This window comes from Flavobacterium sp. B114r, from assembly GCF_056824125.1.
On the sequence record NZ_CP124858.1, the window covers coordinates 4455141 to 4474090 of the forward strand.

Consider the following 18950-nt stretch of genomic DNA (forward strand, 5'->3'; position numbering starts at 1 on the left):
TGAGGGATTTATATGCATTTGAAATAAAAACAAGAAAGCAATAAATAGTACAGAAACACAAATCAAACAGTTATTTAACAGCGAGTTGAAACTACTTATATAAAGAGATTATATAAGTAAAATAAAATTACAAAACAAACATTCTCAGTACTATAAAAACGAAAATGATTTAATTTTTGAATCGTACTAACATTATGCCTTATTATATTTAAACACCAGATAGTTGACATACATTATATAAAGTAATACTTAAATATTTTTAATTGAAGACAAAGTAATTTCAGAGGATCATTATCCCGACAGATTTATAAGATAAAAACAAATTTTAGCGCATAAAAAACACAAAAGAATAAAAACATAAAACCAAATAAAATGATTGTAGATTCATTACAAAACGCTGCAAAATATTTCAGCCTTCATCCTAATTTCAAAAAAGCATTTGATTATGTTCAGCAAACTGATATTAGTACTCTCGAAGAAGGAGCTTTTGAAATTGCAGAAGGATTAAAAGTAATTGTAATTGTTGGCGAAGGCGCAACTAAGGAAGAAAGCATAAAGGGTTTTGAATGTCATGATAAAAATATTGACATTCAGATTTCGATAATAGGACCGGAAACTTTTGCCTGGAAACCTAGAGAAAAATGTATCAGTCCCAACGGGGATTACAGCGACAAAAGAGATGTTCGTTTTTTTTACGACAAACCTGATATGTTTTTTGAGTTACAGGAAAAACAGTTTGCCATTTTATTTCCCGATGATGTTCATGCTGCCATGATAGGCGAAGGAACAATCAAAAAAATTGTTATTAAAGTAAAAATCTAAAGTTATGAGCAGTATTCAAAACAGTATTGATGTTATTGCAAAACAAGGAATACTTCCGTTGTATTTTAACACAGACGAAAACATTAGTATTGAGGTTTTAAAAACGCTTTACAAAGCAGGAATCAGAGCAGTAGAATATACCAACAGAGGTTCTGAAGCTTTATCCAACTTCAAAAAAATGGTTAAGGCCCGAAATACTGAACTTCCGGGCATGCTATTAGGCATCGGAACTATTAAAAATCTGGAACAGGCCAGGGAATTTCATGCCGCAGAAGCTGACTTTTTTATCAGCCCGGGTCTTGTACCTGAAGTAGCTGATTTCTTAAAGAGTAAAGAAGTGCTGTATGCTCCCGGTTGCATGACGCCTACAGAAATCATCGCAGCCGAAAATACCGGAATAAAACTTGTCAAGCTTTTTCCTGGAAATATTTTAGGCACGGAATTTTTAAGCAGTATAAAAGATATCTTCCCATCATTGGTTTTTATGACAACCGGCGGTGTAGAAACTACGCATGCAAGCATTGAGAGTTGGTTTTCTGCCGGAGCTTCTGCTGTTGGATTAGGAAGCAAACTAATTAGTAAAAAGCGCATGGATGAACAGGATTACGACATAATCGAAAATGAAACTAAAAAAATGCTGGAAATTGTCGGGACAATAAGAAAGTAATTAACTCTGAGTAAAATTTAAATTCTGCACATACAAGCATTGTTTTTATATCAATCTTATCTTTTTAAGATTTAAAATAATCTCTTTATCTGTTAGAAAATTATAATAATCATAAAATTCAATATGGATTCAATATTTAATCTAAAAGGAAAAATTGCACTCATTACAGGTGGTGCAGGTGTATTAGGAAGCAACTTTGCAAACGTTTTGGCAAAACAAGGCGTTACTATTGGCATTGTTTCTCAATCGATTGAAAAAGCCAATAAAACGGTCGAAACAATAGAAAAAAATGGCGGAAAAGCTTTTGCGATTCAGGCAAATGTCCTGAATAAAGAAGAACTGGAAAAAGCAAAAGATTTTATCGTAGAAAAATACGGCCGTCTGGATATTTTAATCAATGCCGCGGGCGGAAATATGCCTGGAGCGACAATTAGTCCGGATCAGGCAATTTATGATATGAAAGTGGATGATTTACAAAAAGTAGTCGACTTGAATATTATAGGTACAATGTTGCCATCGCAAGTATTTGCGGAACTTTTTGCCAAACAAAAATCAGGAAACATTATCAACATATCATCAGCATCAGCACAACGGCCTTTAACAAGAGTTGTGGGATATTCAGCTTCTAAAGCTGCAATTGATAATTTCACACAATGGCTCTCTGTTGAACTGGCTTCTAAATATGGCGAAGGAATTCGTGTAAATGCTATTTCTCCGGGATTTTTTATAGGAGAGCAAAACCGTGCTTTATTGCTGACTCCGGAAGGAAAACTTACACCAAGAGGCGAAAAAATCATCGAGCATACGCCAATGGGAAGATTTGGAACACCGGAAGATATCGATGGAGCGCTTTTATTTTTATGCAGCGACATGTCAAAATTTGTTACAGGAACTATCTTAAAAGTAGACGGAGGATTTGCCGCTACAAGTATTTAAAGATTCTATTTTACAGAGACATTTCGATTCTTTGATGGCTCATATTGTATTATCAGGCTGAGTGGAGTTCAGTAAACTCCGTTTGAAACAGATAGCGGGAAACAGCTCCTAAACATTAACTAATAATAATATCCGTAGGGTTATAAAAATCTTACAGGTAAATAAAAAAATAAATAAAAATGGAACAAACGTTAAGATGGTTCGGCCCAAACGATCCGGTTTCTTTACAAGATATTAAGCAAACCGGAGCAACCGGAATTGTAACCGCATTACACCACATTCCGAACGGGCAAGTTTGGGATATCCAAGAGATTATTAAACGAAAAGTTGAAATCGAACATGAAAATGGCGATCCTAAAAAAGGTGCATCAGGCTTAACATGGTCAGTTGTAGAAAGTATTCCCGTTCATGAAGACATTAAGAAACAAACCGGAAATTACCTTCAATATATTGAGAACTACAAAGAAAGTATTCGGAATCTGGCTTTATGCGGTATAAAATGCATTTGTTATAATTTCATGCCGGTCTTAGATTGGTCCAGAACTGATCTGGCTTATGAAACAGCAGACGGAACAAAAGCCCTTCGTTTTGATATTAATGCTTTTGCGGCTTTTGAATTGTATATTTTAAAAAGACCGGGAGCAGAAAAAGAATATTCTGAAACACAAATTCAGAAAGCAAAAACCTATTTCGAAGCCATGACAGCTGCTGATAAAGTAAAATTACAGCAAAACATTCTGGCTGGACTTCCAGGTGCTGAAGAGGCGTATTCTGTAGAAGAATTCCTGATTACTTTAAGCGGCTACAATCATATTGACAGAAAAGCACTGAAGGAAAATCTATTCTTCTTTCTAAAAGAAATTATTCCCGTTGCCGAGAGTAAAGGAGTTCTGATGGCGATTCATCCTGACGATCCTCCCTACCCTATTTTAGGTTTGCCAAGAGTTGTAAGTACCGAAGAAGATTTAATTGAACTAATGGCTGCCGCTGAATCACAATCAAACGGATTCACAATGTGTACTGGTTCTTATGGTGTAAGAGCTGATAATGATTTACCGGGAATCGTAAGGCGTCACGGTGATAAAATGAACTTTATTCACCTAAGAAGTACCGAAAGAGATGCAGAAGGAAGCTTTTACGAAGCCAATCACCTTGAAGGCGATGTTGACATGTACGAAGTGGTGAAAGCAATTATTGAAGTCGAAAAAAGAAATAACAGCCATTTGCCAATGCGCCCTGATCACGGACACCAAATGCTGGATGATTTGAATAAAAAGACCAATCCGGGATATTCAGCTATTGGCCGTTTAAGAGGTTTAGCTGAATTAAGAGGCCTTGAAATGGGAATTAAGAAATCGCTATAATAGTTTTTTTTGCCATGAAGACACTAAGACACGAAGTTTTTGTTTGACGCGGATGATACGTTTTTAGCCACGAATTCACGAATGATTGCGCTTAATTGATTAGAATAATTCATGAATTCGTGGCTGTTTTTTAAATGCCACTCCCTTTTAAAAGGTTGAAAGGTTCATCCTAAAGTCAGATTTAAAAAGATTGAAACAGATTGAAACAGATTGAAACAGATTGGGTAGATTTAATTAAAAAATAAGTAAATAAATTTGCGTGCATCTGCTTAAATCTGCACCATCTGCGTGAAACAAAAAAACCTTGTGTCTTAGTCGCAAATCTACTAACTAACCAAAATAACCACAAAACCATGAAGCATCAAACCATTCTGATCTGTTGCAGTCTTTTTGTAAATAGTATTGTATTTGGACAGCAAACTCCTAAAATACTAGCAGACAAGAAAACTAATTATTTACCGGATTTTAGTTATGCCGGTTATCATTTTGGAGAAAAAAACATTCCTGAAGTTCAGGGAAAAATAATCAACGCAACAGATTATGGCGTAAAAGCAAATGATGGTCTTGATGATTCGAAAGCGTTATTGAAAGCCGTAAGAGCAGCAAATGCTGTCGATGGAAATGTAATCCTGCAATTACCCGCCGGACGTATTATTCTGAGTGATTTTTTGTATATCCAAAGAAGCAATTTTGTACTTCGCGGTGCAGGTTCTGGCGAAACAGGAACAGAAATTTATTGCCCGAGACCAATGATGTATTTCAAAGATCCGGAATCGTTAGCAGAACTTAGGGAATATCTGACCACATTTGATAAAAGACAACGCGAACCGGAAAACAATGTCGATTTGCCTTTTTCTCAATACGCATGGTCCGGTGGAATCGTCTGGACGCAAATTCCCGGCGAGCGCGTAAAATCATATCTTGATAAATACGAACCTGTTTCAAATCCTTTGGCTAAAGTGATCTCGGGAAATATGGGCGAACATACCATCAATGTTTCTGATCTAAAAGGATTGAAAGTTGGCGATATTGTCGAATTGCAATTGTTCAATAAAGACGGTGAAAACGGCGAAATCATCAAGGATTTATATCAAGGCGCAAATGTAAAACCGGGTTCTCATCACTGGAAATTTCCAAAACTGCCTATTGTAAGGCAACAGGTTGAAATAACTAAAATTTCAAACTCAAAAATAACGATTAAAACACCTTTGACAATTGCGATAAAACCAAGTTATCAGGCGCAATTGGTCGAATGGAAACATTTGACTGAAGTTGGAATCGAACATCTTCGTTTTACTTTTCCGGATATTCCAAGGGTCGCACATCATGTCGAACCGGGAAATAATGCCATATTTCTGACACGTGTTTTTAATAGCTGGGTCAAGGATGTTACCATCACCAACGCTGATAGCGGAATTCTAGGCGAAGAAATCTCAAATGTAACTGTTCAGGATATCACCACAGATGGGCCTCATATGGCACATTATACAGTTACTTTGGGTGGCGTGCATAACGTATTGGTAAAAAATTTGAAAATCTATAACAAAGCAGTCCATCCTTTAAGTTTCAACACTTTTGCTACTAAAAATGTGTATCAGAATTGCGAGATTTTTGCTGATGCACTTTTAGATCAGCATTCTGGGGCGAATCATCAAAACTTATTCGATCATATAACAGTGCATATAACACCTGATAAAAACAATAGTTATTACCTGTTTGGCGGTGGTGGAGCTGATTACTGGAAACCTTCACACGGACCATTCAGCACATTTTGGAACCTGAATGTTCAGGTGGAGAAACCAGCCGAAATCACAAAACCAGTTTTATTGTATGGAATGAAAGACGGACCATTAGCAAGAATAATTGGTGTGAATGGCAACGCCAAATTCGAAGTGAAATATGAACCTGACCCTTATATTGAATTTCTAAATACACCAATGGATAAAATTCCTTCGTTGTATGATTATCAATTGCAAAGGCGCTTGAAGTAATTTATGCCACGAAGGCGCAAAGTTTTTTTTAATAAATTAATCGCACAAAGGCGCAAAGGCGCAAAGTTTTGTAAGTAACTATTAATCGTAGTGTTTGTCATTTCGACGAAGGAGAAATCACAATAGTAATTCGACAAAGATTGGCGATTTTCTATGCGGAGTTTCGTGTTTGATTCTGTTCGCTATCGCTCGGGTCTCCTTTATCGAAATGACAAATAAAACTTAAAAAATTTTGTGCCTTTGCGGCTTTGTGGCCAAAACCTTGAAGCTATGAAATACAAAATAGCCTTACTCCTAATCATATCTGTTTTCGGAAATATATTTTCCCAAAATAAATATCGTCTCAAAAATATCTCTACTACAGATGGGCTTTCGCAAAGTTCTGTCATTGCTATTCATCAGGATAAATTTGGTCAGATGTGGTTTGGTACGCGTGATGGACTTAATAAATATGACGGAAGTAAATTCACAATTTTCAGAAATGATGTTACCAATAAACATTCGATCAGCAACAATGATATTTTATCTATAGAAGAAGATAATACAGGAAAAATCTGGGTTGGGACCTACAACGGACTTAATTGTTATGATCCTGTAACGAACAATTTTACCCGATTCCTACACACCAAAACCAATCACACCATAAGCAGCAATGCCATTTGGTCGATTAAGGAAATTGGCAATGAAATGTGGTTTGGTACTTCAAAAGGATTAACGGTTTATAATAAAAAAACAAAACTTTTTACCTCTGTATTTCATTCAGATACAGATACTAAAACAGTTCCTAGCAACAATATTATTACCATTCTAAAAACCAAAAAAGGAGAAATCTGGATTGGTACAACCAAAGGTTTATGCCAGCTTACAGATCGAAAAAATGGAAAATTATCCTTTAAAAATTATCCGCTAAACAATATTGACCTTCTCAACGTTCAGGCGATTATTGAAGATGCTTCTGGAAATTTATGGGTGGGAACAAAAAACAAAGGTCTTTTGAAATTCGACAAAACATCTAATGCTTTTGTTTCTTTTTTGCCTGATGATAAATACCGTGAAATCAATACAGATATTCGCTCTTTGGCTATTGACAGTCAGGGTTCTTTATGGATTGGAGCTTATGACGGAATCTATATTTTAGGAAAAGACAATAGCATTCAAAAAATAAACAATAGCAACAACAGCAACGGAATTGATAAAGTAAAATCAGTTTATATGGATCGAAAAGGTTCTGTATGGATTGGCTGTTATTACAAAGGCGTTAATATTTGGGATATTTCGAATGTGAATTTTTCCAATTACAATCAGAATTCAAAAAAGATTCCAATGAGTTTTGATGTTGTGAGTTCTATTATAGCTGATAAAAACCACAATATTTATTTTGGAACTGAAGGTGGCGGAATTACGATTTACAATAAGAATACCGAAGCAATAAGCTACATCAACAGTAAAAGCGGTCAAACCGTTAAAAATGATATTAAATCGATGTGTCTTTCGGGAGATATTTTATGGATTGGGACTTTCCTAAAAGGATTATCGGCTTATAATACCATTACAAAAAGAATTGAGGACAATAGAATTACTCCGGATTTGAATGCTTTGCTAAAAGAATCCGGCGTTTATTCTATCAAAGCAGAAGGAAATGAGATCATCTGGATTGGTACTTTTGGCAAAGGACTTATTCGGTACAACACCCTTTCTAAAACCTTTGAAACTATCGAAAATGATAATACAAAAGCCAATTATCTCAGTAATACAATTGTCCGTACTATTTTGGTCGATCAAAAAAAAGGCATTTGGGTAGGAACACAAAATGGATTGAATTATATCCCACTGAACAATTTTAATCCGGATAAATATGCAATTCAACATTACTTCTTTGATTCGGCATCTTTATCAGGAGATGATATTCTGACATTGTTTCAGGACACGCAAAAGAAAATCTGGGTGGGAACAAAAGCAAAAGGTTTGCATTATTTTGATGGAAAAAAATTCAACAAAATAAATCTAAAAGTAGGAAACACAGTCATTACCTCTATACATTCTATTCTTGAAGATGATGATAAAAACCTATGGATCAGTACCAATCAGGGAATTATAAAATACAGTACAACACAAAAGACCGTTGTGATATACGATCAAAAAGATGGTTTGGCGAGTAATGAATTTAATGATAATGCAGCTTTAAAACTTGATTCGAATAAATTCTATTTCGGAAGTCCCTCCGGAGCAACCTATTTCGATGCAAAGAAAATCTCGCTGAACAGATATGCCCCACAAGTATTAATTACTAATCTAAAAATTAAAAACCTAACCATTCAGCCTAATGATTCGATTGGGATTTTAGAAAAAAGCATTGGGTATACCAAAACGATTACATTGGATTATGATAAGGCAAATTTCTCCATAGATTTTGCAATTCCCAATTATATTCGATCCAAAAACAATCAATACAGCTATCGTTTGGTTGGATTAGAGAATAACTGGACGACGACCAAAAGTACCGAAGCTATTTTTGCCATTCAGAACCCCGGAACGTATACTTTTGAAGTTCGTGGCGCCAACAATGACGGCGTTTGGAATAAAGTACCAACAACATTGACTGTTATCGTAAAACCAGCTCCCTGGCGCAGTATCTGGGCGTTTTTATTGTACGGAATCGTAATTGGTTTAGGATTGTACGGCTTGATCTGGATCATGAAATCAAAAGCCAGACTGAAACAAAAACTGGAATTAGAATATCTGGAAACCAAACGAATTGAAGAAAATAATCTCGCTAAACTGGATTTTTTCACTAATATTTCTCATGAATTCAGAACACCATTAACGTTGATATTAGGTCCTTTGCAACAAATTTTATCCAAATACAACGGAACGAATGAAATGTATAAAAAACTATTGGTGATTGAAGGAAGTGCCAATCATCTCTTAGGTCTGATCAACCGCTTAATGGATTTCAGGAAACTCGAAAATCATCAGGTACAACTGGAATCTGCTGAAGGAAACATCGTGAAATTTACTAAAGAAATCTTTTTATCTTTTATAGAATATGCCAAAGATGGCGGCTATAACTATACTTTCGAATCTTCTGAAGAAGAAATTCTCGTGTACTTTGATCGCTATAAATTAGAACGTGTTTTTTATAATCTGATTTCAAATGCTTTTAGATACACTCCAAAAGGCGGAAACATCCATCTTAAAATATCGCATGACAATGAGCATCTTTTCATTGTAATAGAAGATTCAGGAGTAGGAATTGCACCGGAACATATTGACAAAATTTTCGATCTGTTTTTTGAAGTCCCAATGCACAACAACGTCCAGAAAAATTATAATAAAGGGACTGGAATTGGACTTTCGATTGTCAAAAACATCGTAAAACTCCACAAGGGAGATATTGATGTTACTAATAAAAAAACTGAAGGTGTTGTTTTTAAAGTCATACTTCCGTTAGGCAGAGCGCATCTTTTAGACAACGAAATTATTACCGATTTTAGAATTAGTGATGATATCGATCAATATACCGCACAATTGGAAACAACTGTAATAACGGAACCGGAAGATATTGGTGATTTTGTAGTAAATGACCAAAAGCAAACCATTCTGATTGTCGAAGATCATAAAGTGCTGCGATCTTTTATGAAAAATTTACTCAAAGAAGATTACAATATTATTGAAGCCGAAAACGGAAAAATTGCCTTTGAAAAAGCATTACAGCATTTGCCAAATCTAATTATCAGCGATGTTATTATGCCGGAAATGGTAGGAACTGAGCTTTGTTCTAAAATCAAGGAAAATTTAAAAACGAGTCATATTCCCGTTATTCTATTAACATCAAGAACTTCATTAGTCTATAAATTTGAAGGATTAGAAAGTGGTGCCGATGATTACATCAGTAAACCTTTTAATCTAACTGAATTTAAACTTCGCGTTAAAAACCTGCTGAATTCGAGTGAACGTTTGAAAAACAAATTTTCAAGTGAGGATAGTTTTATTCCTTCAGAAATTACCGTTTCATCTTTAGATGAAGAACTATTGAAAAAAGCATTTAAAATTGTCGAGGAGAATATTTCAAACGAGCAATTCGATATTCCGCTTTTCTGTACAGAATTAGGTGTCAGCCGTACCATGTTGTTTCTAAAAATAAAAGCCTGGACCAATTATACGCCAAACGAATTTATTCACGAAATAAGATTAAAACGTGCGGCTCAATTATTAGAACAAAATAAATTAAACGTTTCAGAAATTAGTTATAAAGTAGGTTTCAATAATCCGAAATACTTCAGTAAATGTTTCCAGAAAAAGTACGGAGAAACACCAACACAATTTGCTGACAAGTTTTTCAAATCTTCCGTAGTTTTTTAGGAAATTCGTTATTTTAAAGGGATTAAAAAAGGGTATCTGTATTTTTAGATACCCTTTTTTGTATTTCTATATCGTTTGCGACTGTTACATTTGCCATTATGAAAGTCAAAAAAACCAAATTCATATTACTGCAAATTCTATTTGTAATAATCATAATAGGAATGAGTTTATTGATTTTTTATTTTATCTAACATTAACCTAAAACCAAAATGAATGTTCACAAACCAAAATTTCAAATCGCTTAAATGGTGTTTGCTGGTAGCTTTTTTACTGGTAAATATTGTTGTAAATGCACAGGAGAGAAAAGTCACCGGAAAAGTAACTTCCAGCGAAGACTTAATGGGACTTCCTGGTGCCAATGTTTATATCAAAGGAACTTCTGTTGGAGGATCTGCGGATATGGATGGAAACTACAGTGTCATCGTTTCAGAGAAAAACGCTGTCCTGGTATTTAATTATGTAGGATTTCAAACAGTTGAAATTCCGTTGGGAAATAAAACCGTAGTCAATGTCAGTTTAAAACCGGATACCAAAAATCTTGACGAAGTAATTGTTGTAGGTTACGGAACCCGTAAAAAGAGCGATATAACCGGTTCAGTATCTTCTGTAACGGCAAAAGAATTAACGGCATACCCAACATTAAGTGCTGAGCAGGCTTTACAAGGTCGTGCAGCGGGTGTTTCAGTACAATCAAATAATGGTGGCGAACCGGGAGCTCCTGTAAAAATCAGGGTTCGTGGCGGAACATCCATTAACGCAAGCGGAGACGCTCTTATTGTTGTTGACGGTTTTGCAGGAGTAGCAATGCCGCAACCAAGTGATATTGCTTCTATCGAGGTTCTAAAAGATGCATCAGCAACGGCAATTTACGGATCCAGAGGATCGAACGGGGTTATTATGGTGACGACCAAAAAAGGTAAACCAGGAAAACCGGTCATTGAATTCAGTAATTCAACCTCAGTACAATCTGTAAACAACAAATTAGACTTATTAAACGGGGAACAATTTGTAGCCTATAGAAAAAGTTTTACAACACATACAGATGGTGGTGCTAACACAGACTGGCAAGATGTAATTTATCGCGAAGGAATGATTTCGAACACACAATTATCATTCTCAGGAGGTTCTGATAAAATCAGGTACTATGTTTCCGGAAACTATTTCAATCAAAACGGTGTTGTAATCAATTCCGGTATCGATAAGTATACGATTGTCAGTAACCTTGAAGCTGATTTAACGGATAAGTTTAAAGTAGGACTGAATTTATTTCAAAGCAAACAAAACAAAGAAGGGATTATCAGCCAGACTGGTGCCGGAGGAACAGGTGCTGCAGGTGTAATTGCATCAGCATACCGATTTATGCCGGACAAAGGAATTTATAATGCAGACGGAAGTTATACTACAACAGCCCCAATTGGTGATGATATTGACAACCCGTATGCAACGGCGATGGAAAATATTCTTGAAACGATTTCAATCGTAAACAGAAGTAATTTCTTTGCATCGTATCAAATTACTAAAGACTTAAATTTTAAAACTACTTTAGGTTTAACCGATAATAATTCGCAAACCGGAAGATATATTCCGTCCACTTTGATAGCAGGAAAAAATATCAAAGGAGAAGCTTCTATAAACAATACCAGATTTTCCTCTTTCCTTACAGAAAATTATTTGACGTTTAAACGTGAAATTATCAACAAGGGAATCCTTACGGTTCTTGGAGGGTACTCTTATCAAAAAAATAAAAACGAGCGTGCTTATGCTGCTTCAAGAGGATTTTTGACAAATAGTAATTCCTATCATAATTTAGGCGCCGGAACGGTTTACCTGAAACCGGAATCAAGTTTGTCTGAAACAGAATTGATTTCTGCTTTTGGAAGGTTGAATTTTGATTATGATGATAAATACCTGTTTACATTTACAGCGCGTCGTGATGGTTCTTCTAGCTTTAGTGAAAACTACAAATATGGAACCTTTCCTTCCGGAGCAATTGGATGGAATATTAGCAAAGAAAACTTCTTAAAAGACAATAAAACAGTTTCTAATCTTAAACTAAGAGCGAGTTATGGTGCAACAGGAAATCCGTCTATTGATGCCTACTCTACGCTTTCTAAATTTGCTGAAGTGTATGATGTAAGTGGTGACGTTATTGTAAATGCAGTGCAACTGACTGCTATAAACAATCCGAATTTGAAATGGGAAACATCCTATCAGCAAGATTACGGAATTGATTTAGGATTATTTGATAACAGAATCAGCGTTACAGCTGATTATTATAAAACAATTACCAAAGATCTTTTGTTCAACAGACCTTTACCGGGAGTTTCAGGAATTGCTTCTCAGCTTCAAAACGTTGGAGAATTAGAAAATAAAGGCTGGGAATTGGGTATTAATACCAAGAACTTTATTGGGGCAGATTTTACATGGTCAACGAGTTTTAATATTTCTTCGAACAAGAACAAAATATTGAAATTGGCAGATAACAAAGATCTTTTAATCAACTCTACACCTGGTCATTTCCTTGCTACAGATTCTCAAATTTTAAGAGTAGGACAACCAGTTGGGTCATTCTTCGGGTTTGTGTATGATGGTGTGATTCAGCAGGGAGAAACAGTTCTTCCGGGGAATTTTGAAACCATAGCCGGAGGAGAAAAATTCAAAGATGTAAATGGTGACGGAAAATTAGATTCAAACGATAAAACAATTATCGGAAATCCAAATCCTGATTTCATTTTTGGATTGAATAATGATTTCACTTATAAAAACATCGACGTCAATATCTTCTTTCAAGGTTCAGAAGGCAACCAAATTTTAAATTATACTTTAATGGAACTGGCTTCAGGAAATAATAATGCCACTACAGAAGTACTGGATTCGTGGACACCAACTCACACAGATACAAACGTGCCTATAAATGCAGCAAGAACCAAAAGAGTTACCTCAAGATTTGTTTATGATGCAAGTTACATCCGTTTAAAAAACGTTTCTATCGGATATAGCTTAGACGACAAAGTGGTTTCAAAAATGGGATTAAGTAAAGTTCGTTTCTACATCAGTGCACAAAACATATGGACCATTACCAAATATCCGGGTTCTGATCCTGAGGTAAATTACTTAAATGATACTAATTCCAGAAGTAATACCAATTTAGGATTGGATTATGGAAGTTACCCGAATGTAAGAACTTTCACTTTTGGTTTTAATTTAAAATTCTAGTTTAAAAAATAACGTTATGAAAAAATATATAGCTTTTCTTTTCTTGGGAATATTCGCTTTTGGATGTTCAGATTTAGAAGAACATCCGGTGGGAATTATTCGTCCTGAAAACTTCTTCAAAAATACTGATGACTTACAGGCCGCTGTAAACGGAAGTTTTGCCAACATCGCCCACAATAATTATTGGGGAAGAGAATTTACAATCGCTCTAATGCTGCGTGATGACATGGCAGATATTGGCGACAGAACTACTCAGGCTGCACGTATCGATGTAAACGATATGAATATGAACGATACCAATGCACTTGTTGCCAACTTCTGGCCACAATCGTATATCATTATTGCAGCTGCAAATCAGGCAATAGCCGGTGCTAAAAAAACTCCGGGAGATCCTGCAAAAATTAATGCAATTGTAGCTCAGGCTTATTTTACGAGAGCTTTTACATACTATCATTTGGTACGTATTTTTGGCGATGTTCCCTACATTGATTTCGCCGTAAACGAAGTTTCTCAGGTCGATAAATTAAGCAGAACCAAAGAAGCAGAGATATATCCTAAAATCATTGCCGATTTAGAATTTGCAAAACAATGGCTCGAGGATAAACCTAAAGTAAAAGCTGTTCCCGGAAAAGGTACCGCGGCAGGTTATTTGGCATCTGTTTATCTGACATTAGGAAATTACCAAAAAGCGTATGAAGAATCTAAATTTGTTATTACAAACGAAGCCAAATTTGGCTTAGGTTTAGATGCTGATTTTCAGGATTTGTTCAATGCAACAAAAGCGTCGACTCTCAAAGAACCTTTGTTTACAATTGACTTTAACAATTTAGTTTCAGGAAATTACGGTCAGGATTATACGGCATTCTTTACAGGTTCCCTAAAAGATGACAGTTACAGTTACGGACAAGGATTTTCGGTTGCTGTTCCTTCTTTAAAAGTATTTAACGACTGGGACAAAAGAGATTACAGAAGAGCGGTAAGCTTTGATACTATCATCAGAAAGAAAACCGGTCCCGGAGGAGCTTTACAAATTTTCCCGTCAAGTGATAACGAGAAAGCGCCACGTCCGCATATTGCAAAGTATTTCCGTTTTCCGGGAAAAGCAGGTGCCAACGGAAGAACTTCTCAACACAACTATATTACCATGCGTTTTGCCGAAGTTCTGCTAACTGCTGCTGAGGCCTTAAACGAAATTACTCCGGGAACTACAGAAGCTGACAGTTATGTAAACCGAGTACGTGCAAGAGCCAGAAACAAAGCCGGAAAACTGGTTTCTTTTCCTGCAAATGTAACACCGGGATTATCTCAGGCTGATTTCAAAAAAATGGTTATTGATGAAAGAAGATTAGAATTGGCTTTCGAATATGTGAGATGGTACGATATCAAAAGATTGAAAAACGGTCCTGAGGTTTTTGGTCCGAATGGTTTTGAGCCGCACGCTAATTTTAATCCTGAAAAAGATTATTTATTCCCATTACCGGGAACTGAGTTAGCGATCAATCCTAATTTAAAACCGAACAACCCTGGATATTAAATAAATTAAAAATTGAGAATTAAAAATTAAAAAAAAATGAAATCGTAATTATTCTAATCACTATGTGTTTAATTTTTAATGCCATTTTATCCACATTTTTTATCATCTTGATGGAGAAGAAATCACAAAAGAATTGTCAATTTTTAATTCTCAATTTTTAATTAAAACAATTAATAAGTATGAATAAAGTTAGTTTTTTTGCTTTAATTCTTGGGTTTGCACTGCTGGCAACAGCGTGCAAATCCGGGATTAATTCTACAACAAAAAATACATCTGCAACAGCACAAGATCTTCTGGAAGCCCGATACAAAATGTTACTCGATTATCCGGTAGATTCGATGTCGATGCCAAGAAGTATGACCATCAAAACAAATGATATCAAAAAAGTTCCTTCAAGAGACTGGACCAGCGGATTCTTTGCCGGAAATCTTTGGCAATTGTACCGACTAACAGGTAATGCGGAATATAAAAAGCAAGCTGAAAAATGGACTCCTTTCAGCAAAAAAGAAAGCGCAAACAAAAATTCTCATGACGTAGGGTTCAAAGTATATTGCAGTTATGGCGAAGCTTTAAAAGTAGAAAACAAACAAGAATACAAAGACGTTATCACCAAAGGTGCTGAGACTTTATGTACTCGTTTTGATGCAAAAGTTGGTGCAATCCGTTCTTGGGATTTCAACAAAGAAATTTGGGATTATCCTGTAATTATTGATAACATGATGAATCTCGAATTGCTTTTTGAAGCAACAAAACTATCCGGTAATAAAAAGTATCAGGATATTGCGATTCAGCACGCCAACACCACTTTGAAAAATCAATTTAGAGAAGATAACAGCTGCTATCATGTGATCGATTACGATCCTAAAACCGGAGCCGTGAGAAAGAAAACTACGCTTCAGGGATACAATGATGATTCGGTTTGGGCACGTGGTCAGGGTTGGGCAGTTTACGGATTTACAATGTCGTACAGATATACCAAAGATCCGGCGTATTTGAAACAAGCTGAGGCTACTGCACAATTTTTTATAACAGACAAAAATTTGCCAGAAGACGGAATTCCATATTGGGATTTTAGAGATCCTGCTATTCCAAATTCGGCACGTGATGTATCTGCTGCAACAGTTATGGCTTCTGCTTTGTATGAATTGTACGGTTACACTAAAAACAAAACGTATCTGGCTTATGCAGATAAAGTAATCGCGACTTTAGAATCAGATAAATACATTTTAGACCCAAAAATAAACGCGCCTTTTATATTCGACCATAGTACAGGAAACTGGCCAAAACACGATGAAATCGACGAACCTATAATCTATGCCGACTATTATTTTCTGGAAGCATTATTAAGAAGAAAATAAAATGAGGTCCAAAAGTACAGAGTTACAGAGCGACAAAGGTTTTCAGCCTTTAAACCATTGAGCCTTTGCCACTTTGAACCTTAAAAAAAATAATCTATGAAGAATCGACCGTACCACAATACTACATTTTCTATTTTTGCTCTTTTTGTTTTTTTTCAAATTTGTCTGAGCAGCAGTTTTGCTCAGACAAAAATGAATATCAATGAAAATTGGCTGTATCTGGAAAATCATACACCAAATCTTGGCGAAGCGCAAAAAGCTACCAATTGGACTCCATTAAATTTACCACACACCTGGAATGCGGAAGATGCAACAGATCTCAATCCGGGTTACAGACGTGATGCAAGCTGGTATCAAAAAAAGCTGAACATCGCTCCAATAGATCAGAACAAATGTTATTACTTGTACTTTGAGGGATCGAATGTAACCACAAAAGTATATGTAAATGGTAAAGAAGCCGGCGGACATATTGGGGGTTACATTGGCTTTACGATTGATATCACGAATTTCATTAAAGAAGGAAGTAACGACATTTTTGTTCGCGTGGATAACAGTTATGACATTGAAGTTATTCCATCTCAAAAAAGTGATTTCTTTATTTATGGCGGAATAACCCGCGATGTCTGGTTAATGTCTAAATACAAAAATCATATTGAGAACCTAAAAATTACAACTCCTGAAGTTTCGGCTAAAAAAGCTTCTTTAAATATTGTAGCTTCAACAGTAAATCCTGATAATACAGCGGCCTTATCGTTAACCGTGGTTCTTAAAAATCCAAAAGGAAAAAAGATTGCCAGTAAAACGGTTCCGGTTTTGGATAAAACAACCACTATCAAATTTGACAATCTGAAAAATCCTGAATTGTGGGATACTGAGAATCCAAATTTATACAAAGTGACCGCTTTTTTATCTGAGAAAAACCAAATCAGAGACAGCGTAAACGAAAAAGTAGGTTTCAGATGGTTTGAATTCAAAGACCATGGCCCTTTTTATCTGAATGGAAAACGATTACTGATTCGCGGTACACATCGTCATGAAGAACACGCCGGAGTTGGTGCTGCGATGAGCAATGCACAACATCGTGCCGATATGGAATCAATAAAAAAAATGGGCGCTAATTTTGTGCGTCTCGCGCATTATCCGCAAGATCCTGAAATCTACAAAGCCTGTGATGAATTGGGTTTACTGGTTTGGGATGAATTGCCGTGGTGCCGTGGTGGCATTGGTGGTGAACTCTGGCAAACGAATACCAAAAATATGCTGGCCGAAATCATCAATCAAAACTACAATCATCCAAGTATCATTATCTGGTCTTTGGGTAATGAAATGAATTGGTTACCTGATTTTCCTGATGGAGACAATACTGAAAAAACAAATGTCTTCCTGACTGAGTTGAACGACATTGCCCATAAAATGGATCCAACGCGAAAAACGGCAATCAGAAAATATTACGAAGGCTCACAAATTGTCGATGTCTTCTCCCCTTCTATCTGGTCAGGTTGGTATTCAGGAAGTTACAAAAACTACCAAAAAGCAATTGACGTTTACAAAAAAGAATACAAACATTTTATTCATGCGGAATATGGTGGAGACAGTCATGTGGGACGTCACAGTGAAAACCCGATTACGGGCGAGAACATCATAAAAGCCGAAGGTTGGGAAGAAGCCATTGTGCAAACCAAAGTGGCAAATATTGCTCAGATTGGCGATTGGAGTGAGAATTATATTGTTGATTTATTCGACTGGCATTTGCATATATCCGAGAATGATCCAATGTTCGTGGGTAATGTACAATGGGCATTTAAGGATTTTGCAACACCGTTACGTCCTGAAGATGATATCCCGTATATGAATCAAAAAGGTCTTGTAGATCGTAACGGGAATCCAAAAGATGCGTATTATGTTTTTAAAAGTTATTGGAGCAATGAACCTTTTACTTACATCGAATCACATACCTGGACTGAACGTCAGGGACCTGAAAATACACCAAGAACATTGAGCGTTTTCAGTAATTGCGACAAAGTAACTTTATTTCATCAGGGGAAATCGTTGGGACAAAAACAAAGAAATCTTTCTTTATATCCTGCAAATGGCTTAACTTGGGATGTTAATTTCTTAAAAGGTGAAAATATCCTGATTGCTATTGGAGAAACCAAAAATGGTACAAAAGTATCTGATACTATAAAAGTGAATTATCGCTTTAATAAAAATGACACGGCAACATCTTTACAATTGTCATCTGAAAAATTAAAAAACGGTAATTATTTAGTAACTGCAATTGCAATTGATAATAATAATTTGCGTTGTTTAGATTATGAGGAAAGTGTTTATTTTCAATGTTTAAAAGGTGGAAAAACCATGAAAAGTCAGGGAACTCCAACGGGAAGCGAATCAATAAAAATGGCAAACGGTAAAGCTTCTATCGAAGTAGTACCCGACGGACCCGGGATTCCAATTGAAATGACAGCATTGAATCAGAGTTTTAAAGGAGAGTATTTGAAAATAGCGAATTGATTTGCTTAACGGTTTAACCGCTAAGTTCGCAAGGGTTTACGCAAGGAACGCAAAGGTTTATTATTTTATGCTCGGATGGGATTAATCGCGCAAAGGCGCAAAATTTATATACAATCTTGTCATCCTGACGAACGAAGGATCACACTTGTAACTCTACAAAGATTGGCGACATAGTTTGCGGAATTT

Annotated in this window: 10 protein-coding genes; all 10 read left to right on the top strand. The window is 35.9% G+C overall.

What is annotated here, in order from left to right; all coding sequences use genetic code 11:
- The first annotated feature begins 372 nt into the window (after positions 1-372).
- A complete protein-coding gene (locus QLQ94_RS18750; RefSeq protein WP_271335944.1) occupies positions 373-822 on the top strand; it encodes a NanQ anomerase/TabA/YiaL family protein in 450 nt (149 codons plus the stop codon).
- Between the two features lie 4 nt (positions 823-826).
- Positions 827-1489 (top strand): bifunctional 4-hydroxy-2-oxoglutarate aldolase/2-dehydro-3-deoxy-phosphogluconate aldolase, encoded by a 663-nt coding sequence (locus QLQ94_RS18755; protein WP_271335943.1) that lies wholly within the window; start codon positions 827-829, stop codon positions 1487-1489.
- 123 nt (positions 1490-1612) lie between these two features.
- Positions 1613-2425 (top strand): SDR family oxidoreductase, encoded by an 813-nt coding sequence (locus tag QLQ94_RS18760; protein ID WP_271335942.1) that lies wholly within the window; start codon positions 1613-1615, stop codon positions 2423-2425.
- 179 nt (positions 2426-2604) lie between these two features.
- A complete protein-coding gene (gene uxuA, locus QLQ94_RS18765) occupies positions 2605-3789 on the top strand; it encodes a mannonate dehydratase (RefSeq protein WP_482498133.1) in 1185 nt (394 codons plus the stop codon).
- 353 nt (positions 3790-4142) lie between these two features.
- Entirely contained in the window at positions 4143-5780 is a 1638-nt protein-coding gene (locus QLQ94_RS18770; protein ID WP_271335940.1) for a hypothetical protein, read from the top strand.
- A gap of 270 nt (positions 5781-6050) precedes the next feature.
- On the top strand, positions 6051-10142 hold the full coding sequence (locus tag QLQ94_RS18775; RefSeq protein ID WP_482498135.1) for a hybrid sensor histidine kinase/response regulator: 4092 nt from the start codon (positions 6051-6053) through the stop codon (positions 10140-10142).
- Positions 10143-10355: 213 nt separating this feature from the next.
- Entirely contained in the window at positions 10356-13358 is a 3003-nt protein-coding gene (locus QLQ94_RS18780; RefSeq protein WP_427402473.1) for a SusC/RagA family TonB-linked outer membrane protein, read from the top strand.
- A gap of 16 nt (positions 13359-13374) precedes the next feature.
- Positions 13375-14892, top strand: a complete 1518-nt coding sequence (locus QLQ94_RS18785; protein WP_271335937.1) for a RagB/SusD family nutrient uptake outer membrane protein — start codon at positions 13375-13377, stop codon at positions 14890-14892.
- Positions 14893-15071: 179 nt separating this feature from the next.
- On the top strand, positions 15072-16250 hold the full coding sequence (locus QLQ94_RS18790; RefSeq protein ID WP_482498138.1) for a glycoside hydrolase family 88 protein: 1179 nt from the start codon (positions 15072-15074) through the stop codon (positions 16248-16250).
- Between the two features lie 192 nt (positions 16251-16442).
- A complete protein-coding gene (locus QLQ94_RS18795; RefSeq protein ID WP_482498140.1) occupies positions 16443-18764 on the top strand; it encodes a glycoside hydrolase family 2 protein in 2322 nt (773 codons plus the stop codon).
- The last annotated feature ends 186 nt before the right edge of the window (positions 18765-18950 follow it).